Raw genomic sequence first — 24,628 nt, 5'->3', positions numbered from 1 at the left:
AAGTGATGCGGTAGAGGAGCGTTCTGTAAGCCTGTGAAGGTGAGTTGAGAAGCTTGCTGGAGGTATCAGAAGTGCGAATGCTGACATGAGTAACGACAATGGGTGTGAAAAACACCCACGCCGAAAGACCAAGGTTTCCTGCGCAACGTTAATCGACGCAGGGTTAGTCGGTCCCTAAGGCGAGGCTGAAAAGCGTAGTCGATGGAAAACAGGTTAATATTCCTGTACTTCTGGTTATTGCGATGGAGGGACGGAGAAGGCTAGGCCAGCTTGGCGTTGGTTGTCCAAGTTTAAGGTGGTAGGCTGAGATCTTAGGTAAATCCGGGATCTTAAGGCCGAGAGCTGATGACGAGTTAACTTTTAGTTAACGAAGTGGTTGATGCCATGCTTCCAAGAAAAGCTTCTAAGCTTCAGGTAACCAGGAACCGTACCCCAAACCGACACAGGTGGTTGGGTAGAGAATACCAAGGCGCTTGAGAGAACTCGGGTGAAGGAACTAGGCAAAATGGCACCGTAACTTCGGGAGAAGGTGCGCCGGTGAGGGTGAAGGACTTGCTCCGTAAGCTCATGCCGGTCGAAGATACCAGGCCGCTGCGACTGTTTATTAAAAACACAGCACTCTGCAAACACGAAAGTGGACGTATAGGGTGTGACGCCTGCCCGGTGCCGGAAGGTTAATTGATGGGGTTAGCTAACGCGAAGCTCTTGATCGAAGCCCCGGTAAACGGCGGCCGTAACTATAACGGTCCTAAGGTAGCGAAATTCCTTGTCGGGTAAGTTCCGACCTGCACGAATGGCGTAACGATGGCGGCGCTGTCTCCACCCGAGACTCAGTGAAATTGAAATCGCTGTGAAGATGCAGTGTATCCGCGGCTAGACGGAAAGACCCCGTGAACCTTTACTATAGCTTTGCACTGGACTTTGAATTTGCTTGTGTAGGATAGGTGGGAGGCTTTGAAGCGTGGACGCCAGTCTGCGTGGAGCCATCCTTGAAATACCACCCTGGCAACTTTGAGGTTCTAACTCAGGTCCGTTATCCGGATCGAGGACAGTGTATGGTGGGTAGTTTGACTGGGGCGGTCTCCTCCTAAAGAGTAACGGAGGAGTACGAAGGTGCGCTCAGACCGGTCGGAAATCGGTCGTAGAGTATAAAGGCAAAAGCGCGCTTGACTGCGAGACAGACACGTCGAGCAGGTACGAAAGTAGGTCTTAGTGATCCGGTGGTTCTGTATGGAAGGGCCATCGCTCAACGGATAAAAGGTACTCCGGGGATAACAGGCTGATACCGCCCAAGAGTTCATATCGACGGCGGTGTTTGGCACCTCGATGTCGGCTCATCACATCCTGGGGCTGAAGCCGGTCCCAAGGGTATGGCTGTTCGCCATTTAAAGTGGTACGCGAGCTGGGTTTAGAACGTCGTGAGACAGTTCGGTCCCTATCTGCCGTGGACGTTTGAGATTTGAGAGGGGCTGCTCCTAGTACGAGAGGACCGGAGTGGACGAACCTCTGGTGTTCCGGTTGTCACGCCAGTGGCATTGCCGGGTAGCTATGTTCGGAATAGATAACCGCTGAAAGCATCTAAGCGGGAAACTAGCCTCAAGATGAGATCTCACTGGAACCTTGAGTTCCCTGAAGGGCCGTCGAAGACTACGACGTTGATAGGTTGGGTGTGTAAGCGCTGTGAGGCGTTGAGCTAACCAATACTAATTGCCCGTGAGGCTTGACCATATAACACCCAAGCAATTTGCTTGCTTCGAGCTGAAAGGCAAAAGAGCACCAGATTGCGGTGTGTGAAGACGAAATGAACCGAAAGTTCGACGTTCACAAAACACCGAAAGCTATCACATACCCAATTTGCTGAAGTCGAGACCACATGGTCACGACTCAGTACCCGAATTTCTTGACGACCATAGAGCATTGGAACCACCTGATCCCATCCCGAACTCAGCAGTGAAACGATGCATCGCCGATGGTAGTGTGGGGTTTCCCCATGTGAGAGTAGGTCATCGTCAAGATTAAATTCCAGAACCCCTGTTTGCTAACGCAGACAGGGGTTTTGTTTATGTAGAAGTCCATGAATTTCATCGGCACGTTGCTTCATGACGGGCTGATACACAGAATTTCTTGACGACCATAGAGCATTGGAACCACCTGATCCCATCCCGAACTCAGCAGTGAAACGATGCATCGCCGATGGTAGTGTGGGGTTTCCCCATGTGAGAGTAGGTCATCGTCAAGATTGAATTCCGAAACCCCTGTCTGCTAGCGCAGACAGGGGTTTTGTCGTTTATGGGAAGATGGAAATCTCTGTGGTTCGAACCCCTGGGCATTCGAGAGACGCAATCCAAAGGGCAACCCATATTGCCGACACAAAAAAGCCAGTGCCTGCTATCAGGCACTGGCTAGGTTTGAACGCTATCGGATTAGAACTGGTAACTCAGCGTTGCGCTGACGTTGCGTTCTTCCCCCAGATAGCAGAAGTTCAGGCTGGCACAGGAGGCTACATACGTCTCGTTGGTCAGGTTATTGGCATTCAGCCGCACATCCACACCCTTCAAGCCGACCTTGCCTAAGTCGTAACCCAGCGAAGCATCAAACAAGGTGTAGGACGGTACCTTCATGGTGTTCTCCGCATCTGCCCAGCTGTACCCGACATAGCGCACACCGCCCCCAAGCCGCACTCCGTCCAAGGCGCCACTATCAAATTTGTAGTCCGCCCACACCGAGGCCATATGACGAGGTGCCTGTGTCGGCGAGTTGCCCTTGTTCTCAATCACGTTGTCCGCGGTACTCAAGGTACTCACCATCGACTTGGAATACTCGATGTCGGTGAAGGTGTAGCTACCCAAGACCTTCAGGTTATCGGTTAGCTGCATATGAGCCTCCAACTCCAACCCCTGAGAGCGCACAGCGCCTACGGCACGATAGAAGTTCTCCTGTGGCAGCTTGGTCGCGAGGTTCTCCTGGTCGATGCGAAACCATGAGGCCGTAAACAGGTTGTCAGTGCCCGGCGGTTGATACTTCAGCCCCACCTCCCACTGCGTCCCGTCCGTAGGAGCGAGAGGGTTGCCCGCGCTGTCTGAATAAGAGTTCGGATTGAAGGACTCGGAGTAGCTGACATACGGCGCCAGGCCGCTATCAAACAAGTACAGCGCGCCCGCGCGGCCGGTGAGCTTGGTTCGCTTGTCACTGATCTCAGTGCCAAGTGGTCGCCCCGCCTCAGCGATACGATTTTCATCGGACGTCTCTACCCAGTCCTGGCGCATTCCCAGGGAAAAACGCCACTTATCCATTTCGATCAGGTCCTGCAAATAAACGCCAGTCTGTTCCAGGCGTCGCAGATAACTGGTCGGGCTGTAGTAGCTGATAGCCGAGTTGCCATAGACCGGGTTGAACGCATTGATCGGTTGCAGTGACCCGCTCGTCCAGTCCACCACCGTTTTACGTCGTTGATAATCTGCGCCCATCAGCACGGTGTGCTTGGTGGCCCCCGTAAAGAATTCGGCTTGCAGCATGTTATCGATGATGAACGCATGCAGCTCCTCATCGCCGCCCGAGTAGTAGCGATTCAGTTCATTGCTGGTCGGTGTGGTCCAGCCGTAGGCGTATACCTGATCCAACTTCACCTTGGAGTCCAGGTAACGAAAGTTCTGGCGCGCGGTGAAGACATCATTGAAGCGATGCTCAAACTGATAGCCAAACGACTGCTGATCGCGCTTATAACCATCAACCCCCGGCTCACCCTCAAAGAAGTGGCTGGAGATCCGCTGACCATTGCGCTGATGCAATGCACCATCTGCCGGCATCCCGCCGTGGTAGCCGCCGTCGGGATCGTGCTGCAGATACGCTTGCAGCGTCAGCGAAGTGTCATCGGTAAAATCGATGCTCAGTGTCGGCGCCAAAGCGAAGCGCTTTTCCTTGGCGTGATCAAACTGTGTGTCGGACTTATCCGTTAGCCCTGTGAGTCGATAGGCAATGCGCTTGTCATCATCCACAGGCCCACTGAAGTCAAAGCCCATGCCGCGCTGTCCGTTGCTGCCAACGGTTGCCTGCACCTGGTGATAAGGCTCGAACAATGGCTTCTTGCTGGTCAGCGCCACCAGGCCGCCGGGCGAACTGCGTCCATACAGCACTGAAGAGGGGCCCTTGAGAATGTCCACGCGTTCCAGAAAGTACGGATCCACCTGCATCGTGCTGTACGTACCGCTGTCCCCCATGGACTTCAGCCCATCGAGGTAAATGTTATCCACTGAGCCATCGTTGAAGCCGCGCATTGCCACATAGTCATATCGATGAGTGGCGCCGTATGGGTTGGTCAACACGCCAGGGGTGTAACGCATGGCTTGCGCAACCGTCTGTGAGCCCTGGTCGTCCATCTGCTCGCGCGTGACGACCGAAACCGTTTGCGAGGTTTCCAGCAACGCGGTGCTGGTCTTGGTCGCGATCTGGCTGTGAGTCGCGTTGTAGCCTTCCATGCTTCCCAGAGCGTTACCCAAGGCAAAACCCTTGATATCAGTGGTCGGTAACGTGAGCGCAGTACTTTGCGGCATCGCCTGCAGCACGAAACTGACACCGTCTTCGGAAATAGCCTGCAAGCCGGAGTCGTTGAGCAAATGATTCAGGCCCTGTTCGGCGGAGTACTCGCCCTGCAGTCCGGTCGATTGTCGGCCCTGAGTTTGCGCAGGCGTGGCGGAAAGAGTGATGCCTGCCTGCCGGGCGAACTGATTGAGCGCGTCGCTCAGCGGCCCTGCGGGAATCTCATAGTGTTGACTGACCTGTACGGCACCTGCCTCTGCGGCCATGCTGCTGGTCGATACCACGCTGATGCCCATCGCTGTCGACAGCATTGCCGCGCGTACGGCTTTCCTCAATAACGGGTAGGAAGAGTTGGAAGAGTTGCGGGGAAAACGCACAGTCATGATCAAGGTCCGTAGAGGCCGGTGAGGGCAGATTGAAAGGCTTACTGTCTAAGCCGGTCTCACGGGAAAAAGCCGCCAAAAAAAGTCAGCACATCAGACAGACCGCTCAAGGCTTACCCACCAACGTGTGCGATAGCGCACCTGGACGGGCAGGGTCTGCGGCAAGATCGCCAGCAACTTGTCGGTGTCTTCCAGGCGGAAAACCCCCGATAGCCGCAGGTCGGCGACATCTGCCGAGCAACCCAGATAGCCATGACGATAACGTCCTACTTCCGCTAGGAAATCACCCAGGCGCATGGCACGCGTCACGATCAGCCCATCAGCCCAGGCGCTGATGTCCATATCCAGGGGGGGGACAAGGGTGGCCTGGGTCGGGCTCACGAGGTAGTTTTGGCCCGCGTGAACCTGCGTTGACAGGCCATCTGCCTGGTGCGGGGAATGAATGGCGACATTGCCGCTGACCACACTCAGCCGCGTGCATTCGCTGTCTTGGCGTACGGCGAACCGGCCATCGATGCCTTCGAGCAAGCCGTGGCGTGTTTTCACCAGCAACGGCGTGGATGCGGCCGCGCCGCAGGTCACCAGGATTTCCCCGCGCAGCAGTGTGATCAGGCGCTGCTGCGGGTTGAAGTCCAGGTCCACTGCACTGTCAGTATTGAGTTGCAGGCGGGTGCCATCCGGCAACTGGATGCTGCGCCGTTCGCCGGTGGCCGTAGCGAGGTCGGAGGTCCAGCGCTGCCAGCCGGTGAGGTCGCGACTGATCCAGGCCGCGGATCCGAGCAGCACAACACCCGACAACAGCTTCAGCGCCTGCCGTCGTCCCAGCCCCTGTGCACTGCTCTCAAGTGCCCTATGCGCCCCGGGAATCGCCGTGAGTTGGCTGCTCAATTCCTGTTGCAGCGCCTGCACCCGTTGCCAGGCCAGTTCGTGGTCGTGGTGAGCGGCGCGCCAATGCTCACATTGCGCGCGCAGGCGCACATTGGCGCGGTTGTTACGCAGGCGCAGTGCCCAGCTGATAGCTTGTTTGACCACCTGGGGATCCGGCCCGGAACGCGCGACGTTATCCATCGGCGTCATGATTCATACCGCAGCACGTAACAGTGGTAGAGCGCTTCGGCGACGTATCGCTCGACCGAGCGCAGCGACACGTCCAGCTGTTGTGCGATTTGCTTGTACGTCAATCCATCGCACTGAGCCAATAGAAAAGCCTTACGCACCTTTGGCTTCAGTCCTTCAAGAAGTCGGGCGACCTCTTCCAACAACTCCAGCACCAATGCCCGCGCTTCGGCACTCGGGGCCAATGCTTCCGGCAAATGGGCGATGGACTCAAGGTAGGCCCGTTCGATTTCCTCGCGACGCCAGTGATCAATCACCAAGCCGCGTGCGATGGTGCGCAGAAAAGCCCGAGGTGCCCTGAGTTCAAACCGTTCGGTTTTCTGCAGCAGCCGCACAAAGGTGTCTTGAGCCAGGTCGGCAGCATCCGCAGCATTCCCCAGGCGCCCGCGCAGCCAGGTCTTCAGCCAGTGGTGATGGGTGCTGTAAAGCGTGTGCACGACATTTTCACACGCGAGGTACTCAGAAGACGGCATTCAAACTGACCTGGCCAAACGTTACAAATGATAATTAGTCGCATTGTTTGGGAGGCTGAAAAATTTTGCAACTCTGATCCTTGTACGACAACCACTTGTCGGTTTCCTACGCAAAATAAGGATCCTTCTCACAATTTCCTAAGTTTTGCCGGGGCCTGGCCGAAAGCCTGACGAGCCATGCGTGCACCGAAATAGAGCAGCCCCAGAAGCTGCCTATACCGTACATGGAATGTTCCACTCGGCACGCTCACCCCCCTTTGGCAAAAGAAGTCGATGAAATGAATCTCAAATTCAGTCATAAAATTCTGTTGGCCGCGTCAGGCGTCGTGGTTCTGGCCTTCGCGTTATTCACCCTCTACAACGACTACCTGCAACGCAGCACCATCAAGCAGAACCTGGAATCGTCTATCCAGCAATCCGGTGAACTCACTGCCAGCAGTGTGCAGAACTGGCTCAGTGGTCGAATACTGGTGCTCGAAAGCCTGACGCAAAACATTGCCCATCAGGGCAGTGGTGCCGACCTCCCAGGATTGGTCGATCAGGCGGCCTTCACCTCCAACTTCCAGTTCACCTATGTCGGGCAAACCAACGGTGTGTTTACCCAACGCCCGGACGCAAAGATGCCCGACGGCTATGACCCTCGCCAGCGCCCCTGGTACAAGCAAGCTGTGGCCGCCGATAAGCCGATGCTCACGCCGCCTTACATGGCCGCAGTGGGTGGGCAGATCGTAACCATCGCCATGCCAGTGAAAAAGAACGGCGAATTGCTCGGTGTGGTCGGTGGCGACCTGAGCCTGCAGACCTTGGTGAAGATCATCAACTCGGTGGATTTCGGCGGTATTGGCCACGCGTTTCTGGTCAGTGGTGACGGCCAGGTCATCGTCAGTCCGGATCAGGACCAGGTGATGAAAAACCTCAAGGACATCTACCCAGGCACCCACGTCCGTATCGAGAAAGTCAGCCAGGATGTGGTCCTCAATGGTCAGGACCGAATCTTGTCATTCACTCCTATCAGCGGGTTGCCGGGTGCAGATTGGTACATCGGCCTTTCGATCGACAAAGACAAAGCCTACGCACCGCTGGGTAAATTCCGTACTTCCGCACTGATCGCCATGCTGATCGCCGTGGTCGTGATTGCTGTGCTGCTGAGCTTGCTGATCCAGGTACTGCTGCGCCCTCTGACCACCATGGGTGTGGCCATGCAGGACATTGCCCAGGGCGAGGGCGATTTGACCCGCCGCCTGGCTGTCACCAGCAAGGATGAGTTCGGCGAAGTCGGCAGTGCGTTCAATCAGTTCGTGGAGCGCATTCACGCCTCGATTTCCGAAGTGTCTTCGGCCACTCGCCAGGTGCATGACTTGTCGCAGCGCGTGATGGCGTCTTCGAACGCCTCGATCGTCGGCTCCGACGAACAAAGCGCCCGCACCAATAGCGTGGCCGCCGCGATCAATGAGTTGGGGGCGGCCACCCAGGAAATCGCACGTAACGCCGCCGACGCTTCCCAGCATGCCAGCGGTGCCAGTGAGCAGGCCGACGATGGCCGCAAAGTGGTAGAACAGACCATCCTGGCGATGTCTGCGCTGTCGCAGAAGATCAGCCTGTCCTGCACGCAGATCGAAACCCTGAATGCCAGCACCGACAATATTGGCCACATCCTTGATGTGATCAAAGGCATCTCCCAGCAAACCAACTTGCTCGCGCTCAACGCCGCCATCGAGGCAGCGCGCGCTGGCGAGGCCGGGCGTGGTTTTGCGGTGGTCGCCGATGAGGTCCGCAACCTGGCTCACCGTACCCAGGAGTCGGCCGAAGAGATCCACAAGATGATCACCTCGCTGCAAGTGGGCTCGCGTGAAGCGGTGACCACCATGAATGCCAGCCAGGCATCCAGCGAAGAGAGCGTAGAAGTCGCCAACCAGGCCGGTGAGCGCCTGGTCAGCGTGACGCAGCGGATCGTCGAGATCGATGGCATGAACCAATCCGTCGCCGCGGCCACCGAGGAGCAGACCGCGGTAGTGGAAACGCTCAACGTCGACATCAACCAGATCAACCTGCTGAACCAGCAGGGTGTGGCCAACCTGAATGAAACCTTGAAGGACTGCGATGCGCTGTCGCAGCAGGCCAATCGGTTGAAGCAACTGGTCGACAGCTTCAAGATTTGAACCGCTGATCAACCTGGCAGGCGCGGAGCATTCTGCTCCTGCCGCTCAACCCAGCAACCGCCGCACATTCTCCAGCGCACTGTCGGCGAACCCCTGCAAGAACTGCTCGAATCCAGCCTGTGCTGCATCCATGGGCTCGGCAACGAGGGTCCAGGTCACCCTGGAACACTCCGTACCCATGGCTTCCACCTGGATGGCCGCCCACAACCTGGCCACGCCCAGCGTGTTGTAGAGGGTGGTCCAGGTCATGTGCATGGCGTGCTCGTCGCGGCTGTTGAGTTGCTCCACGACACAGTGGCCGTCGCGGAAAAACTTGCGGCGTAAAGCGCCCACGCCGGTGCCGATCATTTCGATATGCGTGAGCGCCGGGATGAATACGTTGAAGCCGGCAAACTGTCCCACCATGCTCCACAGGCGGGTGGCAGGGCAGTCGACCACGACAGAGGCCACGATCGGCGGGGCGCTCGGGTTGCGGATTAATGTATCGGGTTGCAGTGGTTTCATGAGGGTGTCCTGAGGCGTTTCAAAGAAAGCCGATGGCCTTGAGGTAATTGCAGCCTTTGCTCAGCAGTGCCGCGTCTTTTTCCGGGTACTGCTCCCCCATCTGCCGGACGCCTTGCCGCGCGTTGTCATGGCGAATCATTGAGGTGTCGCCGATGTCTTCGTCCAGGCGGTCGAGGTAAAAGCCGAGCACGCCAAACAATGCGTTGTCCTGGTTGACCGTACGCAGCGCCTGCTGCCAGTGCGCGACGCTCACCCGTTCGAACCTGTGGCCCGCCTGGCTGAAGGCATCCAGGTAGTGCGCCCAACTCAAAGGCTGTGGGTTGTGCAGGTTGAACACGCTTGCGCCTGCTTGAAAGCCGGCGCAGTGGAACGCAATGAACCGGGCCAGGAAGTCCACCGGCATCAGGTCGAAATTGAGTTCCAGACGCGGTAGCAGGCCCAACTGGAGCGAGCCTTTGAGCATCAGCATCAGGCGATTTTTCTGCGGCTGGCAGGCACCGTTGCGGCTGTTGAAACTGATGTTTCCGGGGCGATGGATATTCACCCAGGCACCTTGGCTTACCGCGTGCCCCAACTGCCGTTCGGCAACCCATTTGGAGAGGTTGTAGCCGTTCTTCAGATACAGCGGCAACGTGTCTGATGCCGGCGCTTCGAGCACGTGCCCCGAGGCGTCGATGCTGCTGCAGGCCGACAGCGTCGAGATAAAATTGAAGACTTTCTTGCGGCGGGTCTCGCACAGGCGCAAGCACTCGAAGATAGGCTCGACGTTGTCCCTGGCCAGCGTGGCGTATTCCATCACGTGGTTGACGCGCGCGGCGTTGTGCACCAACACGCCGTAGTCTTCGGCAAGCGCGTCATACACCTCATTGGCCAGGCCCAACAGCGGCAGGCTGATGTCGGCCGCGAACACCCGTACTCGGCTCAGGTCGAGACCTTCCAGGTGGTATTCACGCAACGCATGCTGGAAGCGCGCCATCGCTGTGTGCCCCGGTTCTTCCCTTACCAGGCACGCCACCTCGGTCGCGCCACCGGCCAATAGCGCTTCGACGATATGCACGCCGACGAAGCTGTTGGCGCCTGTCACGATCACTTTGTGCGCGTCGCCTGCGCGGACCTCGGGCAGTGTGTGGATCACCCGCTGCCGTTGAGCATCCTTCACCGCCTGGCCAGACGGGGAGTCGGGTCGTTGACCATTTTCCAGCAAGGTCGCGAGCGTACGAATCGTCGGGACTTCAATGAAATGGCTCAAGGCGAAACTGCGTCCGAATAGCTCGCGAGTGCGCAGCAACAGGGTCGACAGCAAAATGGAGTGGCCACCGAGGTCGAAGAACCCCTCATCGATAGACAACCCGCCGGCGGGTACTGCCAACAGTTCGCTCCACAGGTGGGTCAATCGCACCTGCAACGGGGTGCGTGCAGTGCGTTGGCTGGGCTGCGTCGGCGCTGGCATCGGCAGGGCCCGCAGAGCCTGGCGGTCGACCTTGCCGTTGCTGGTGGGCGGCATACAGGGCAACTCGCTCCAGCAACCGGGCTGCATGTAATCCGGTAGCTGTTGCCGCGCATGCTGTTGCAGGGTCGCGATTGTGGCGCCCGGTCGGGGTTGGGCGACGAACGCCCGGATGCTGCCGTCTCGGTCGATCACCACCGCCACCTGGCGATACAGCTGACTGTTGCGCAGGCAGTGTTCAATGTCCTGGGGCTCGACCCGAAAACCACGGATCTTCACCTGATCATCGCGCCGCCCTCCAAACACAATGCCGTCGGCAGTCCACTTGGCCAGGTCACCGCTGCGGTAGGCCGGCAGGGTCTGGCCGCCAGGCACCGCCAGCGTCACAAAAGGGTTGGCGGCCCCTTGGGGCACGTTCACATACCCCAGGCTCACACCGGGACCGACGATATACACCTCGCCCATCGCCTGTTCATCCACCGGTTGCAGCTGGTCGTCGAGGATCAGCACCTGGCTGTTGGCGATAGGCTGGCCAAGGCTGCGATTGCTGTCGCCGGGGCGCAAGGTGCGATGGCAGACCAGCACCGTGGCCTCGGTGGGGCCATAGAGGTTGTGAAACTGGCATTGTCCCGCCAACTGCTCGATCACATGGGGCTCGCAGACATCGCCTCCGGTCAGCAGGTGCGTGAGGCCCAGTGGTTGATCAAGCGGCAGAATGTTGAGAAAAGCCGGTGGTAGAAAGGCGTGAGTGACGTGTTGCCGGCGCAGCAGTTCGAGCAGTTGCCGGGGATCGCGTCGTTGCGCTTCACTGGGGACGATCAGCTCGGCGCCTGCTATCAGCGCGGGAAAGATATCGATCAGCGACGAATCGAAGCTCAACGGCGAAAATTGCAGCACACGGCTGTGTTCTCCCACGTCCATGCAGGACCTGAACCAGGCGGTGAAATGCGCCAGGTTGCCCTGGCTGAGCAGCACGCCCTTGGGCTGGCCGGTGGTGCCCGAGGTGAAGAGCGCCATGCAAGGCGCATCGGGGCAGGGGCGAGGGTGCATCAGTGCCGCGTCGGTGTCGGCATCGAGCGGGCTCACCCTGCTCACATCCAGAGCACTGAAGTGTCCCCGCAAGGGGTGTTGGCCGGCATCCAGCAACACCCGTGCTCCCGCGCTGTCGAGCATGCCCTGATGGCGGTGGGGAGGCTGCTCCAGTCCGAGTGGCAGGTACACCGCCCCACAGCCCAGCACCGCAAGAATGCTGGCGTACAGCTCGATGGATTTCTCCAGGTATACGCCGACCACCGCCGGCGTCTCGACTGCTTCCAGCAGAGGGCGCAACCGGCGCTGGATCGCTAGCGTCAGGACCTGCAACTGGCGGTAGGTCACCTGGCGTCCGGCGATATTCAACGCAGGCCGGTCGGCGAACGTATGAAGGCTGGCCTGCACCCGTTCGATCACGGGCACCCGGGCCTCCTGCAGCAATGCAGGGTCTGCGGTTTGATTGAATCGGTGTATGAACGCCAGCGCCTCAAGCGCTCGCAAGTCGTGCTCCGGCCAGTCATTGGCTACCGCACTCGAACAGAAGTACCCAGGGTCCCGCGAGAAACCGCTGACGTGCAGCGCGATCCATTCAACCAGCGCACCGGTCACTTGTTGGCGCAGGCGCTGGCCGTTGCCACTGGGCTCATCGGCGATGTCCAGCACCGCCAGCAGTTGCCGCCCATGCCCGTAGGCCCGCAGTTGCAGGGCGGGCAGGCCGTGCTCGTTCAACGGCCCCATGCCGGCGCGCAGGCCTAGCATCGGGTGGTGGTCCGCGTGTGTCGGCAATGCCTGGCTACCGTCTTCAATCAACAGGTCGATGGCCTCGTCGCCCGCGATATGCCCATACCGTTCCAGCTCTTGCCGGATAGCACCAAGGGCGCTGCTGGTGCCGCTCCAGCCGATCTCCAGTCGCCTCATATCGGCCTCCCGGGCACCGGCAGATAGTCCTTCAACGCCAGCGCCACACTGGGTGTCTGCAGCAAGCCGCTGTGCTGCAGGAAGCCCATGATATTTCCCAGCAAGGGATGCTGGCGGTGGATGGGGAACGCCAGCGCGGCGACTTCATCGCGCAGTGCATTGCGCAAGCTGTGGCTGATGTCGAGGTGGTCAATCAGGTGCAGGTCGAAGTTTTTCTGCAAGTCATTGGTCAGGTAATGGGCGAAGAACGTCGGCAGCACCTGAGCGATGCTGTCGCGGTCGGCCGCGCTCACGGATTGCCAATACAGGCGCACCAGCCGCGTCCAGAATTGCGCATGACGACCTTCGTCAAACAGGTGGTCGGCCATCAATCCACGGACAGAGGCCTTGACGCTGCTGTCCTTGGAGAACGCCGCCACATCCTGGGTGACGGTATTTTCGGCGATGGCCACCCCGATCAGCTCCACGGCATCGCGAAGGTGAGCGGGTACGTGCGCCTGTGCCGCCGGCAGGGCGTGGCTCAATTCGATCTGGCCTGGCAGGTCCAGCGGTTGGATGCCGGTCATGGCCACGGTTTGTTGCAGGAAATCCAGCGCGACCAGCGCGTGATAATCCTCGTCCACCACGACCGTCATCGCGTCTACGCGGCAGGCCAGCGGGAAGGGCAGCGAGAAGCGATTCTTGGCAATGCTGCGCGCGGTCTTGTCGACGATCTCGGTTTCGAAAATCACCACGTCGTTGATGAATTTGTAGAAGCTCTGCACCAGCACGAAGTCGCGCCAATGCGCACAGTGTTCGAGAAAGGTCGCGCTGAGAACCAGGGGTTGGCGGCTCAGGGGATAGATCAATTTGTCATCGTTTTCGAGCCAGCGACGAGGGCGGGTGCGAATGGTTGCGCGGCGCTCCCAGTCGTCGGCAATGGAGGAGTAGTCGGTGCTGTTCATGGGCGCACCCTGTGCAGCGAGGCCCGCACCTCATCCCAGAAGGCAAGGCGGCTCTGCACCGCCGCAAGGGCTGTGTCGCAGGCTTGTCGCGGGTAATCCGGATCCGCGCTGACCAGGCGCTCCAGCAACCGCTCGGCCGCCGGCCCGTGCTCCTGGGAGTCCACTTCGATATGGCGCTTGAGATAGCCCTGCAAGGTAGGCGCCGGGTCATGAGTGAGTTCATCGGCTTGCAGGAGATGCCCGAACATCGTCGGGATGACCCGTTCACGGCCGTGAAGAAACGCCGCCGCGACACAATGAGTCGGCGCGTTCAATGCAATGTGCAGCGTGGCACTGACAAAGTGGGCAACACCGGCAGGCACATCGACCGCCTGCAACGCCGAGTCGGCCTCCAGGCCCTGGCGCAGCAGCGCGATAAAATGCTCGATCGCCGAAGTGCTGGCGCCGACCTCGGCCATGGCCTCCAGGTACAGTTCGAAGTGGCTGCAATAGCCTTGTCGGGGATGCGAGTCCGATTCTTCGCCCAGTACAATTTCATTGATCAGGCGCGCAGCGTGCGGGTCGGCAGGTGGCAGCCAGGGCAGGCGAGTACCGGCCAGGTCCTGTTGCAGGCGCTTGGTGAGGGTCATGAAATCCCACACCGCAAATACATGACTTTCCATAAAAAGTTGTAACTTGTGGCGAGAAGTTATTTCTGCAAATAACGGGTGATTGCATAACTGCAGTTTGGTCTGTTCAAGTAACGGTTGATACATGGTTGATGCCTATAAGTTGTTGCGTCTGCTGTAGGAACAGCGAGGGGCTATTGTGATCGGCAATAAAGAAAAGCGGATGTAAACCAGGCGTGATGCGCACGGCCGCCCACAGGCGGTGTGGCGCTGTTGAAGAGGGCGGCTGGTTTAGTGATAAAAGATAATAAGCGGGTTAAACAGTTTGGCGAGCATATAAATGTGTTAGAAGTTTTTCTAAATAATATGTGCTGTCAGTAAGTTGCTCTATTGCAAGTAGGAGATATCTTCGGTGCTACGCCCCTGTCCGACGGCGGGGCGCAGCGCTTGAGGGGCAGTAGGAGTAAACAGAGGTGCGCGGCTTAGTTGCCGCCTTTGTCCAGGCCATTGAGGTAGGTCGTAATCACTTCCATGCCACGCATCAGGTGATTGCGCAGGGTCAGGATGCTTTCATCGATTTTCTTCTGGGCCACCAGTTGCAGCAGCTCACGGTGGTCTTCCTGGGAGGTTTCGCCCAGCCCCATCGCTTCCAAGTTGAAACGCAAGAAGCGTTCCTCCTCATTCAACCCGTGCTCCACCAACTTGAGCAACCGCTGGTTGGGTGCCTTGCCGTAAAGTGCCATGTGGAACAGGCGGTTGAGGCGGCCAATCTCGGCGTAGTCTTTTTCTTGCTCCAGCGCGCAGATCAAGGCGTCGGCTTCGGCAATATCCGCCTCGGTGAGCAAGGGGATCGACAAGCGCAGGGCTTCAGACTCCAGCAACATTCGCAGTGCATAGGTTTCCGCCGAGTTATCTTCGATCAACGGTGCGACCACGGCGCCCTTGTGTGTCACCACATGCAGCAGTGACTGGGCTTCGAGCTGGCGCAGGGCTTCACGCACGGGCATGCGGCTGACCCCGAACAGGCTGGCCAGCTCCTGTTGGCGCATGGCAGTACCGCAAGGCAATCGCCCATCCAGGATGGCATTGCGCAAGGTTTCTTCAATCACGGAGCGAGCGAGATGGGCGGGAATAGGACCGCTGATCTTGATGCTGTTCAATGGGTTCGGCTTCTGCGTCACGGTTACGCTATCCTCCTTATTAGAATAGGGGTGGCTAATTGGATCCAATGCACACTAGAGACTGCTTATAGGCTTGTCAAACGGGCACGGTTTCGGCTTGTAAGCGGTTCAACACGGCGCTCCCGGCGCCCACATCCAGCCTTTATGGCGTCTTACGCGACCCGGTTTCAAGAGCCGCCTGCCGAGTCGGCAATCGCCGCAGGTGTTGACCCGGACTCAACGCTTTATTGCCCTGCTGTTTATTGCGTCAATAACGCGCCGGGCGGGGTTGCGCCGCTACATTCCCGCATATCGATATTCACTAACGGTATTTAAACTGCTGTTCTTATATCTATAAAGTCACTCTCCTGTCTGACCGGGAGTGACCTCATGTCCGCCACCTCTACTGTTCCAACAGCGACCACCGCCCAAACATTCGAGATTCGTCCACTGCCCGGCAGCGTTGGTGCCGAGATCATCGGCCTGGACTTGTCCCGCCCGGTCAGCGACGAGGATTTCGCGCGCATTCACCGCGCACACCTGGACCATCACGTGGTGGTCTTCCGCGACCAGCGCATCACCCCCGAGCAGCAGATCGCCTTCAGTCGCCGCTTCGGTGTGCTGCAGATCCACGTGCTCAAGCAGTTCCTGCTGGCCAATCACCCGGAAATCCTCATCGTTTCCAACATCATCGAAAATGGCCAATCCATCGGCCTGGGGGATGCGGGCAAGTTCTGGCATTCGGACCTGTCTTATAAAGAGCTGCCGAGCCTCGGCTCGATGCTCCACGCCCAGGAGCTGCCCTCCGAAGGCGGCGACACGTTGTTCGCCGACATGCACAAGGCCTGGGACCAATTGCCCGAGCACCTGCGCAAAGCCGTTGAAGGCCGCAGCGCCGCGCACTCCTATACCGCGCGCTACAGCGAAACCAAATTCGAAGGTAACTGGCGCCCGACGCTGACCCCCGAGCAGCTCGCCCAGGTGGCCGAGGTCGTGCACCCCATCGTGCGCACCCACCCGGAAAACGGGCGCAAGGCGCTGTTCGTCAGTGAAGGCTTCACCACCCGCATTGTTGGCCTGCCGGAAGACGAAAGTCGTGACCTGCTCGCCCAGCTCTACGCCCACAGCGTGTTGCCACACAACATCTACCGCCATCAATGGCAGCCCCATGACCTGGTGTTCTGGGATAACCGCTCGTTGATCCACCTGGCCGCCGGTTGCCCGAGCAATCTGCGCCGCAAGCTCTATCGCACCACCATCCAGGGCGACGCGCCTTTCTGATTCGGAGCATGACCATGTCCAGGAAAATCCCATTTGCACGATTGGCCGCGACGGTTGGCCTGGGTGTCAGCCTGTTGGCTGGCAGCCTGGTAGCTCCGGCGGCTGCGCACGCCGAAGGTGAGATCCGCATTGCCGAGCAGTTCGGCATCGTCTACCTGTTGCTCAACGTCGTACGCGACCAGAACCTGATCGAGAAATACGGCAAGCAGGAAGGCATCGACATCAAGGTCGACTGGACCCAGCTGTCCGGTGGCGCGGCGGTCAACGACGCGTTGCTCTCCGGTTCCATCGACATTGCCGGGGCCGGTGTCGGCCCGCTGCTGACCATCTGGGATCGCACCCACGGCAAGCAGAACGTCAAGGCCGTGGCGTCCCTGGGTAACTTCCCGTACTACCTGGTGAGCAACAATCCGAAGGTCAAGACCATCGCCGATTTCACTGAAAAGGACCGCATCGCGGTGCCGGCCGTGGGTGTTTCGGTGCAGTCGCGCTTCCTGCAATATGCCGCCGCCAAGCAGTGGGGCGACAAGGAATTCAATCGCCTCGACAAGTACACCGTTGCCGTCCCGCACCCGGACGCCACGGCGGCACTGATCGCCGGCGGTACCGAACTGACCGGGCACTTCTCCAACCCGCCATTCCAGGAGCAGGCCCTCACCAACCCTAACGTGCATGTGGTGCTGAACACCTACGACCTGCTCGGCCCGAACTCGCCGACGGTACTGTTCGCCACCGAAAAATTCCGCAACGACAACCCGAAGACCTACAAGGCATTCGTGGAAGCGTTGACCGAAGCGGCGCAGTTCGCCCAGAACGACAAAGGCGCCGCCGCCGACACTTACATCCGCGTGACCAAGGCCAAGATCGACCGCGCCGAGCTGCTGAAAATCATCGAGAACCCGCAGTTCGAGTTCAGCGTCACGCCGAAAAACACCTACCCGCTGGCGGAGTTCCTCTACCGCGTCGGCGCCATCAAGAACAAGCCGGAATCGTGGAAGGACTACTTCTTCCAGGACGCCAAGCCCCTGCAAGGAAGTTGAGATGAACGCGCCCTTGCAAGGCCACACGGCCAGCAACCTGCACACCACCGCCCCGCTGCTGGCGGTGGATAAAGTCAGCCTGGAATACCGCACCCCCGAGCGCGTGGTGCGGGCCACACACCAGGTCAGTTTCGAAATCGATCCGGCCGATCGCTATGTGTTGCTGGGCCCGTCGGGCTGCGGCAAATCCACCTTGCTCAAATCCATCGCCGGGTTTATCAGACCCTGCGAAGGCGAGATCCGCCTGCTGGGGCAAAAGGTCGAACACCCGGGCCCGGACCGCATCGTGGTGTTCCAGGAATTCGACCAACTGCCACCCTGGAAAACCGTCAAGCAGAACGTGATGTTTCCGTTGCTGGCGTCGAAAACCCTCAAGCGTGCTGAGGCCGAAGAGCGCGCGTTGCATTACCTCGACAAGGTCGGCCTCAGCGCCTTTGCCGACGCTTACCCGCACACCCTTTCCGGCGGCATGAAAGCCCGCGTGGCGATCGCCCGCGCCTTGGCGATGCAGCCGAAAATCCTGCTGATGGACGAACCCTTCGCCGCCCTCGACGCCCTGACCCGGCGCAAGATGCAGGAAGAGCTGCTGCTGCTCTGGGAGGAGGTGCGCTTCACCCTGTTGTTTGTCACTCACTCCATCGAAGAAGCGCTGGTGGTTGGCAATCGCATCCTGTTGCTGTCGCCGCATCCGGGGCGGGTGCGTGCGGAAATCCACAGCCATCAATACGACCTGCACAGCCTCGGCGGCGTGGAGTTCCAGGCGTCGGCGCGACGCATTCATCGCCTGTTGTTCGATGAAGCGCCCGAGGCCGAACGTGAGTTGGGTTTCGCCGATATCCGCATCGCTTACTGAAGGGACAACCCATGCGCCAGGAATACGAAATTACTCTCGAGCCGCTGCTCAGCGTTCCCGTGGAACGCGAGCTGCCCCTGCGCCAACGCCTGTGGCAACAAGGCTGGCTGCGCAAAGGCCTGATCCTGATCGTGCTCGCGATCCTCTGGGAAGCGGTCGCGCGTTATCAGAATAACGACCTGTTGCTGCCCAGTTTCCTGCAGACCGCTCACGCACTGTACGACGGCTTGCTCAGCGGTGAATTGCTGAGCAAAGTGAGCATTTCGCTGGTGGTGCTGATCAAGGGCTACCTGATTGGTATCGTGCTGGCGTTCGCGCTGACCACCCTGGCGGTGTCGACGCAACTGGGCCGCGACCTGCTCAGCACCCTGACCTCGATGTTCAACCCGTTGCCGGCCATCGCCTTGCTGCCGCTGGCGCTGCTGTGGTTTGGCCTGGGGCAGAACAGCCTGATCTTCGTGCTGGTGCATTCGGTGCTGTGGGCGCTGGCGCTCAACACCTATTCGGGATTTCTCGGCGTGTCCGAAACCCTGCGCATGGCCGGCCGCAACTATGGGCTCAAGGGCATGCGTTTTGTGCTGTTCATCCTGATCCCGGCGGCGCTGCCGTCGATCCTCGCCGGCCTCAAGATCGGCTGGGCCTTTGCCTGGCGTACGCTGATCGCCGCCGAGTTGGTGTTCGGGGCTACCAGCGGCAAGGGCGGCCTGGGTTGGTACATCTTCCAGAACCGCAACGAGCTGTACACCGACAAGGTGTTTGCCGGGCTCGCGGTGGTGATCCTGATCGGCCTGCTCGTGGAAAACCTGGTGTTCGACACCTTCGAGCGTCTGACGGTAAAGCGCTGGGGCATGCAGCGCTGATTCGCCCGTCCTGCTAGGATTGCATTCCGCTCACTCCCCACTGCTCACGAGTGCTTGGCATGCAACTACCGGACATGAACCTGCTGGTCGCCCTCGACGCGTTGCTCGACGAGGGCAGCGTGGTCGGTGCCGCGCGACGGATGAACCTCAGCCCGGCGGCCATGAGCCGCACCCTTACGCGTATTCGCGAGGCGGTAGGCGACCCGATCCTGGTGCGCGCCGGTCGCGGCCTGGTGCCGACGCCCAAGGCCCTGCAGTTGCAAGGCCAGGTGCGCAACGTGGTGGAGCAGGCTGCATTGCTGTTTCGTTCGGCGGACCAGGTCGACCTGAGCACCTTGCGCCGGCGCTTCAGCGTGCGCGCCAACGACTTTTTTATCGGCGTGTATGGCGGTCGTCTGTTCGACACCATGGAGCGCATGGCGCCGCTGTGCGAGCTGTGCTTCGTGCCCGAAGGGGACACCGACGACGAAGCGCTGCGTGAAGGGCGCCTGGATTTGCGCGTGAGCAACACCATGCCGGTCAGTCCCGAAGTGAAGGTGCAGAACCTGTTTTCCACCACTTTCGTCGGCCTGGCGCGGGAAGATCACCCGTTGTTCGACGAAGAGATCACCGCAGCGCGCTTCGCCAGCTATTCCCACATCAGCATCTCGCGGCGCGGCATCGCCCGCGGCCCGATCGACACCGCGTTGAACGCCCAGGGCCTGGAGCGCCGCGTGGCGATGATCGCCCCGGGCTTTCACGGCGCGATGTTCATGCTGCCCGATTCCGACCTGCTGCTGCCGGTGCCCAAGGAAGCGCTGCTCAGCGCCAATCGCCTGAAGCTGCCACTGCGCGCGTTTGCCTTGCCGATCTCGCTGCCGACGCTGGTATTGGCCCAATCCTGGCACCCGCGTTTCGACAAAGACCCGGCCCACAAATGGCTGCGCGAAACCATGCGCGAGAGTTGCCACGCCACCTGGCTCGAAGCGCAACCCACCTGACACCCCATAGCCCCTGTAGGAGCCGGCTTGCCGGCGATAGCGCAGGCTCGGCGAATACCTCGACGTGATCCAGGCCGCAATCGCCCCAAGCACGAGTTCATAGTGATTTAAGGATTGCGTCTGGTGCAGTTATAACCTGCCGACAAGTAACTTTTTGTCATGTGTACGCCTGATTAAACTGCTCGGGTATTTACCATTCCGAGTTGCCTGTTCATGACTTCCCTCGCTGCTCCCGCACTCCAGGCCGCAGCCAAGCCCACCGCTATCACCCCGCCTGTATTCGGCCCGCGCATCATCATCGGCCTGGTCGGCGTGTTGCTGGCCGTGCTGGTCTCCGGTCTCAACGAGATGGTCACCAAGGTGGCCCTCGCGGATATTCGCGGCGCGCTCTACATCGGTTTCGACGAAGGCACCTGGCTGGTTGCCGCCTACACCGCCACCTCGGTGTCGGCCATGGCCTTTGCGCCCTGGTGTTCGGTGACCTTCTCCCTGCGCCGCTTCACCCTGTGCGCCATCGGCCTGTTCACTGTGCTCGGCATCCTGTGCCCGTTTGCGCCGAACTACGAAAGCCTGCTGGTGCTGCGCACTGTGCAAGGCCTGGCCGGCGGGGCGTTGCCGCCGATGCTGATGACCGTGGCGCTGCGTTTCCTGCCCGCCAACGTCAAGCTGTATGGCCTGGCCGGTTATGCGCTCACTGCCACCTTCGGCCCGAGCCTCGGCACGCCGCTGGCGGCGCTATGGACCGAATATGTCGGTTGGCAGTGGGCGTTCTGGCAGATCGTCGGCCCCTGTCTTGTGGCGATGGCCGCCGTGGCCTACGGCTTGCCGCAGGACCCCGTGCGCCTGGAGCGGTTCAAGCAGTTCAACTGGCGCGGCCTGCTGTTGGGGTTTCCAGCGATTTGCATGCTGGTGATCGGCATCCTGCAGGGCAACCGCCTGGACTGGTTCGAGTCGGGCCTGATCACCTTCCTGCTGAGCGGCGGCACCGTGTTGCTGGTGCTGTTCATGCTCAACGAATGGTCGCACCCGATGCCATTTTTCAAGCTGCAGATGCTCGGCCTGCGCAACCTGTCGTTTGCCTTGATCGTGCTGGCCGGCGTGCTGATGGTGCTGACCTCGGTGATCATCATCCCGTCGAGTTTCCTTGCCCAGGTCCAGGGTTATCGCCCGCTGCAAACCGCGCCGGTGATGTTGTTGATGGCGCTGCCGCAATTGATCGCGCTGCCGCTGGTAGCCGCCTTGTGCAACCTGCGCTGGATCGATTGCCGCTGGGTACTGGGCACCGGGCTGGGCATGCTGGTGCTGTGCTGCGTCGGGAGCGCGCACCTCACGTCGGAGTGGATTCGCGACGATTTCTACGGCTTGTACCTGCTGCAGATTTTCGGGCAACCCATGGCCGTGCTGCCGCTGCTGATGCTCTCCACCGGCAGTATCCAGCCGGCAGACGGGCCGTTCGCCTCGGCCTGGTTCAACACCGTCAAAGGCCTGGCCGCCGTGATCGCCACCGGAGTGCTGGATGCGCTGACGACCCAGCGCCTGCATTTTCACTCGACCATGCTGGTCGACGGCCTGGGCAACTCGCCGCTGGCCGAGGGTGATGCGCCGGGCCTTGCCCACCGCCTGCACGAGCAGGCTGTGGTGCTCACTTCTTCGGATCTCTACTACGTCATGGCCGCCGTCGCGGTGGCGTTGATCCTGCTGATTTTCTGGATGCCCACGCGGATTTTCCCGCCTCGCGCACCGACCTAGCCACAAGGAATTTTCATGAAACGCAAAGACAAAATTGCCGTCTCCGTTATCGCCGTGTTCGCCGTCGGCGTGCTGGTGTACCTGGTGGCGCCCGGTGTGTTGGGCAGCAAGCGCCAGACCACCAACGATGCCTTCGTCGCCGCCGACTTCACTCTGGTAGCGCCGCGCGTGGCCGGTTTTATCAAGGAAGTGCTGGTGGAAGACAACCAGCGCGTCAAGGCCGGCCAACTGCTGGCGCTGATCGACGACCGTGATTTTCGCGCCGCCGCCCAAGCGGCCGATGCCGACACCCTGGTCGCCCAGGCCCAGCTGAAAAACGCCAGCGCGACCCTGGAGCGCCAAAGCTCGGTGATCGCCCAGGCCCAGGCCACCGTGGCGGCAGACCGCGCTGAAGTGGCCTTCGCCGAGCACGAACTGAATCGCTACAACCATCTGGCCGGCGTCGGCGCAGGCACCGTGCAAAACGCCCAGCAAGCCAAGACCCGTATCGACCAGGCCACCGCACGCCTGGCCAATGCCACGGCGGTGCTGGCGGCCGAGCGCAAGCAGGTGGAGATCCTCACGGCCCAGCGCGATGCCGCCGAAGGTGGGCTCAAGCGCGCCCAGGCGGCGCTGGAAATGGCCAGTTATCAGCTGTCCTACACGCGCATCGTCGCGCCGGTGGATGGCATGGTCGGCGAGCGTGCGGTACGGGTCGGCGCCTATGTGACGCCGGGCAGCAAGATCCTCGCGGTGGTGCCGCTGGCCGAGGCCTACGTGGTAGCCAACTTCCAGGAAACCCAGCTCTCGCACATGCACGCCGGCCAGGCCGTGCAGGTGCGCGTCGACAGCCTCGACGGCGAGTTGCTCAACGGCCACCTGGAAAGCCTTGCGCCGGCGACCGGGGTGACCTTCGCTTCGGTCAAGCCGGACAACGCCACCGGCAACTTCACCAAGGTGGTGCAGCGCATTCCGGTGAAGATCGTGCTCGAGCCCAACCAGGCCCACACCGAGCGCCTGCGCGTGGGGATGTCGGTGGAAGCCAGTGTCGACACCCGGCCTGTCGCACAGCAACGTGAGGTGGCCCAGCAATGAGACACCTTGCCTGGCTCACCGTGAGCCTGATCAGCCTGAGCGCGTGCACCGTCGGCCCGGATTTCCAGCGGCCCCAGAGCCCGCAAGTGACGCAATGGGCCGAGCCGCAGGGCCGTCAGGCCGCCAGTCGCGCGGTCAGTGACCCGCTGCAGGAGCGCTGGTGGGATGTGTTCCACGACGAGCAACTGTCGGCACTTACACGCCGTGCGCTGACCGATAACCTCGACTTGAAGCTCGCCAGCAGCCGCCTGCAACAAAGCCGTGCGGTGCGCCAGGTGACCACCGCCGAGCGCTATCCCAACGTCAACGCCACCGGCGATTACCTGCGCCAGCGCAACAGCGGCAAAGGCTTGAGCGACCCGTCCGGCGAAAATGGCCGGTCGGCCTTCAACCAGTGGGACATGGGGTTCACCGCGTCGTGGGAGCTGGATTTCTGGGGTCGCGTCAAACGCGAAACCGAAGCCGCCGACGCCACCCTGCAAGTGGCCGAAAACGACCGCCGCGCCGTGCTGTTGTCGGTGCTCGCCGAGACTGCCCAGGACTATATCCAACTGCGCGGCGTGCAGAACACCCGCGCCGTCACCGAGCAAAACCTCGACGTCGCGCGTCACAGCCTCAAGCTGTCGCAACTGCGCCTGGCCGACGGCGTGGCCACCGACCTGGACGTGGCCGAAGCCGCCGCCCAGGTCGCTGCCATCGAAGCGCGCCTGCCGGATCTGCAGCAACGCCAGGACCAATTGATCAACGCCCTGAGCCTGTTGATGGGCGAGCCGCCCCAGGCCTTGCACGCGCAACTGTCCAAGGACGCTGGCGTGCCGCAGACCCAGCGCCAGGTCGCCATCGGCCTGCCGTCGGAGCTGGCCGAGCGTCGTCCGGATATCCGCCAGGCCGAGGCGCGCCTGCACGCCGCCACCGCCAGTATTGGCGTGGCCAAGGGCGATTTTTACCCGCGCATCACCTTGTCCGGCAGCCTCGGCTCGCAGGCCATGCAACTGTCGGATTTTGGCTCGTGGGGCTCGCGCGCGTTTGCCTTCGGCCCGCAATTGAGCCTGCCGTTGTTCAACGGCGGGCGCCTGCAAGGCATGCTGGACCTGCGCGAAGCCCAGCAACAGGAAGCGGCCCTCGCGTACCAGCAGACGGTGCTGCGCGCGTGGCATGAAATCGACGACCAACTGACCCGCTACAACGCCAGCCAACTGCGCCGCGACAGCCTTGCCGAAGCGGTGCGCCAGAACCAGATCGCCCTGAGCACGGCACAACAGCAGTACGTCGAAGGCGTGGTGGATTTCGTCAACGTACTCACCGTCCAGAGCGCGCTGCTGGCGACTCAGGAGCAGTGGGTGGAGAGTTCTACCGGGGTGTCGCTGGCCATGGTCGGCTTGTACAAAGCGTTGGGCGGCGGCTGGGAATCGGTGTATCCGCTGCAAACTGCCGGGCGCTGAACCGCAAAGAGTTTTTGCCAGCCGCGAAACAAGGTGTAATGATAATTGCTCTCAATCGTGTATCTGAGC

General features: G+C 60.4%; 17 protein-coding genes and 3 rRNA genes (1 of these 20 running past the window's edge). 12 read left to right on the top strand and 8 right to left on the bottom strand.

The annotated features are described in order from the left end of the window. The 3 genes from C9990_RS30830 to rrf (C9990_RS30820) form a co-directional block, all read left to right on the top strand. Positions 1 to 1,728, top strand: a 23S ribosomal RNA gene (locus C9990_RS30830); it begins 1,164 nt to the left of the window's first position. Positions 1,729 to 1,899: 171 nt separating this feature from the next. Then, positions 1,900 to 2,015 (top strand): 5S ribosomal RNA (gene rrf / locus C9990_RS30825). Positions 2,016 to 2,123: 108 nt separating this feature from the next. Beyond that, positions 2,124 to 2,239: ribosomal RNA gene (rrf, locus tag C9990_RS30820) — 5S ribosomal RNA — on the top strand. A gap of 184 nt (positions 2,240 to 2,423) precedes the next feature. Here the strand turns inward: rrf (C9990_RS30820) and C9990_RS30815 are convergent. The 3 genes from C9990_RS30815 to C9990_RS30805 all read right to left on the bottom strand — a co-directional run bounded on the left by C9990_RS30815 (position 2,424) and on the right by C9990_RS30805 (position 6,508). Next, the gene (locus C9990_RS30815; RefSeq protein ID WP_106805519.1) at positions 2,424 to 4,919 is read right to left on the bottom strand and encodes a TonB-dependent siderophore receptor; all 2,496 of its coding nucleotides are present in this window, start codon (positions 4,917 to 4,919) and stop codon (positions 2,424 to 2,426) included. 93 nt (positions 4,920 to 5,012) lie between these two features. After that, positions 5,013 to 5,996: a FecR domain-containing protein gene (locus tag C9990_RS30810; RefSeq protein ID WP_106805518.1), complete on the bottom strand. Its 984-nt coding sequence runs from the start codon at positions 5,994 to 5,996 to the stop codon at positions 5,013 to 5,015. Then, positions 5,993 to 6,508 carry a sigma-70 family RNA polymerase sigma factor gene (locus tag C9990_RS30805; protein WP_106805517.1) on the bottom strand — a complete coding sequence of 172 codons (516 nt, stop codon included), beginning with the start codon at positions 6,506 to 6,508 and terminating at the stop codon, positions 5,993 to 5,995. Before C9990_RS30805 ends, C9990_RS30810 begins: the two co-directional genes overlap by 4 nt. 278 nt (positions 6,509 to 6,786) lie before the next feature. Between C9990_RS30805 and C9990_RS30800 the strand changes: the two genes are divergently transcribed. Further along, positions 6,787 to 8,667, top strand: a complete 1,881-nt coding sequence (locus C9990_RS30800; protein ID WP_106805516.1) for a methyl-accepting chemotaxis protein — start codon at positions 6,787 to 6,789, stop codon at positions 8,665 to 8,667. A gap of 45 nt (positions 8,668 to 8,712) precedes the next feature. On the opposite strand, the gene C9990_RS30795 is transcribed toward C9990_RS30800, so the two are convergent. The 5 genes from C9990_RS30795 to C9990_RS30775 form a co-directional block, all read right to left on the bottom strand. Continuing rightward, positions 8,713 to 9,171, bottom strand: coding sequence for an SRPBCC family protein (locus C9990_RS30795; protein WP_065899494.1), 459 nt, complete (start codon positions 9,169 to 9,171; stop codon positions 8,713 to 8,715). 19 nt (positions 9,172 to 9,190) lie between these two features. Then, positions 9,191 to 12,568: an amino acid adenylation domain-containing protein gene (locus tag C9990_RS30790; protein WP_106805515.1), complete on the bottom strand. Its 3,378-nt coding sequence runs from the start codon at positions 12,566 to 12,568 to the stop codon at positions 9,191 to 9,193. Beyond that, positions 12,565 to 13,512: a diiron oxygenase gene (locus C9990_RS30785; protein ID WP_106805514.1), complete on the bottom strand. Its 948-nt coding sequence runs from the start codon at positions 13,510 to 13,512 to the stop codon at positions 12,565 to 12,567. The genes C9990_RS30790 and C9990_RS30785 overlap by 4 nt, the downstream gene beginning before the upstream one ends. Continuing rightward, the gene (locus C9990_RS30780; RefSeq protein ID WP_106805513.1) at positions 13,509 to 14,267 is read right to left on the bottom strand and encodes a DUF3050 domain-containing protein; all 759 of its coding nucleotides are present in this window, start codon (positions 14,265 to 14,267) and stop codon (positions 13,509 to 13,511) included. Before C9990_RS30780 ends, C9990_RS30785 begins: the two co-directional genes overlap by 4 nt. A 335-nt stretch (positions 14,268 to 14,602) precedes the next feature. Continuing rightward, a complete protein-coding gene (locus C9990_RS30775) occupies positions 14,603 to 15,301 on the bottom strand; it encodes a GntR family transcriptional regulator (RefSeq protein WP_106805512.1) in 699 nt (232 codons plus the stop codon). Between the two features lie 369 nt (positions 15,302 to 15,670). On the opposite strand from C9990_RS30775, the gene C9990_RS30770 reads away from it, so the two are divergent. The 8 genes from C9990_RS30770 to C9990_RS30735 all read left to right on the top strand — a co-directional run bounded on the left by C9990_RS30770 (position 15,671) and on the right by C9990_RS30735 (position 24,559). Continuing rightward, positions 15,671 to 16,561 carry a TauD/TfdA family dioxygenase gene (locus tag C9990_RS30770; protein WP_106805511.1) on the top strand — a complete coding sequence of 297 codons (891 nt, stop codon included), beginning with the start codon at positions 15,671 to 15,673 and terminating at the stop codon, positions 16,559 to 16,561. 14 nt (positions 16,562 to 16,575) lie between these two features. Then, entirely contained in the window at positions 16,576 to 17,601 is a 1,026-nt protein-coding gene (locus C9990_RS30765; RefSeq protein ID WP_065899500.1) for an ABC transporter substrate-binding protein, read from the top strand. 1 nt (position 17,602) lies between these two features. Further along, a complete protein-coding gene (locus tag C9990_RS30760; protein ID WP_065899501.1) occupies positions 17,603 to 18,454 on the top strand; it encodes an ABC transporter ATP-binding protein in 852 nt (283 codons plus the stop codon). Between the two features lie 11 nt (positions 18,455 to 18,465). After that, entirely contained in the window at positions 18,466 to 19,314 is an 849-nt protein-coding gene (locus C9990_RS30755; protein ID WP_106805510.1) for an ABC transporter permease, read from the top strand. Positions 19,315 to 19,373: 59 nt separating this feature from the next. Beyond that, a complete protein-coding gene (locus tag C9990_RS30750; protein ID WP_065899503.1) occupies positions 19,374 to 20,294 on the top strand; it encodes a LysR family transcriptional regulator in 921 nt (306 codons plus the stop codon). A gap of 213 nt (positions 20,295 to 20,507) precedes the next feature. Continuing rightward, the gene (locus C9990_RS30745; RefSeq protein WP_106805509.1) at positions 20,508 to 22,043 is read left to right on the top strand and encodes an MFS transporter; all 1,536 of its coding nucleotides are present in this window, start codon (positions 20,508 to 20,510) and stop codon (positions 22,041 to 22,043) included. 15 nt (positions 22,044 to 22,058) lie between these two features. Continuing rightward, positions 22,059 to 23,117: an HlyD family secretion protein gene (locus C9990_RS30740; RefSeq protein WP_065899505.1), complete on the top strand. Its 1,059-nt coding sequence runs from the start codon at positions 22,059 to 22,061 to the stop codon at positions 23,115 to 23,117. Further along, positions 23,114 to 24,559 (top strand): efflux transporter outer membrane subunit, encoded by a 1,446-nt coding sequence (locus tag C9990_RS30735; RefSeq protein WP_106805508.1) that lies wholly within the window; start codon positions 23,114 to 23,116, stop codon positions 24,557 to 24,559. Before C9990_RS30740 ends, C9990_RS30735 begins: the two co-directional genes overlap by 4 nt. The last annotated feature ends 69 nt before the right edge of the window (positions 24,560 to 24,628 follow it).

Source organism: Pseudomonas sp. S5D5, assembly GCF_003013355.1.
Lineage (GTDB): Bacteria > Pseudomonadota > Gammaproteobacteria > Pseudomonadales > Pseudomonadaceae > Aquipseudomonas > Aquipseudomonas aylmerensis.
This window is presented reverse-complemented; position numbering and strand designations above follow the sequence as displayed.

What these genes read in the sequence shown, in the direction of transcription:
- C9990_RS30790 (WP_106805515.1), bottom strand. Translation starts at nt 12,568, where the DNA reads ATGAGGCGACTGGAGATCGGCTGGAGCGGCACCAGCAGCGCCCTTGGT.
- C9990_RS30795 (WP_065899494.1), bottom strand. Translation starts at nt 9,171, where the DNA reads ATGAAACCACTGCAACCCGATACATTAATCCGCAACCCGAGCGCCCCG.
- C9990_RS30750 (WP_065899503.1), top strand. Translation starts at nt 19,374, where the DNA reads ATGCAACTACCGGACATGAACCTGCTGGTCGCCCTCGACGCGTTGCTC.
- C9990_RS30755 (WP_106805510.1), top strand. Translation starts at nt 18,466, where the DNA reads ATGCGCCAGGAATACGAAATTACTCTCGAGCCGCTGCTCAGCGTTCCC.
- C9990_RS30735 (WP_106805508.1), top strand. Translation starts at nt 23,114, where the DNA reads ATGAGACACCTTGCCTGGCTCACCGTGAGCCTGATCAGCCTGAGCGCG.
- C9990_RS30810 (WP_106805518.1), bottom strand. Translation starts at nt 5,996, where the DNA reads ATGACGCCGATGGATAACGTCGCGCGTTCCGGGCCGGATCCCCAGGTG.
- C9990_RS30740 (WP_065899505.1), top strand. Translation starts at nt 22,059, where the DNA reads ATGAAACGCAAAGACAAAATTGCCGTCTCCGTTATCGCCGTGTTCGCC.
- C9990_RS30780 (WP_106805513.1), bottom strand. Translation starts at nt 14,267, where the DNA reads ATGTATCAACCGTTACTTGAACAGACCAAACTGCAGTTATGCAATCAC.
- C9990_RS30745 (WP_106805509.1), top strand. Translation starts at nt 20,508, where the DNA reads ATGACTTCCCTCGCTGCTCCCGCACTCCAGGCCGCAGCCAAGCCCACC.
- C9990_RS30805 (WP_106805517.1), bottom strand. Translation starts at nt 6,508, where the DNA reads ATGCCGTCTTCTGAGTACCTCGCGTGTGAAAATGTCGTGCACACGCTT.
- C9990_RS30760 (WP_065899501.1), top strand. Translation starts at nt 17,603, where the DNA reads ATGAACGCGCCCTTGCAAGGCCACACGGCCAGCAACCTGCACACCACC.
- C9990_RS30815 (WP_106805519.1), bottom strand. Translation starts at nt 4,919, where the DNA reads ATGACTGTGCGTTTTCCCCGCAACTCTTCCAACTCTTCCTACCCGTTA.
- C9990_RS30770 (WP_106805511.1), top strand. Translation starts at nt 15,671, where the DNA reads ATGTCCGCCACCTCTACTGTTCCAACAGCGACCACCGCCCAAACATTC.
- C9990_RS30765 (WP_065899500.1), top strand. Translation starts at nt 16,576, where the DNA reads ATGTCCAGGAAAATCCCATTTGCACGATTGGCCGCGACGGTTGGCCTG.
- C9990_RS30800 (WP_106805516.1), top strand. Translation starts at nt 6,787, where the DNA reads ATGAATCTCAAATTCAGTCATAAAATTCTGTTGGCCGCGTCAGGCGTC.
- C9990_RS30785 (WP_106805514.1), bottom strand. Translation starts at nt 13,512, where the DNA reads ATGAACAGCACCGACTACTCCTCCATTGCCGACGACTGGGAGCGCCGC.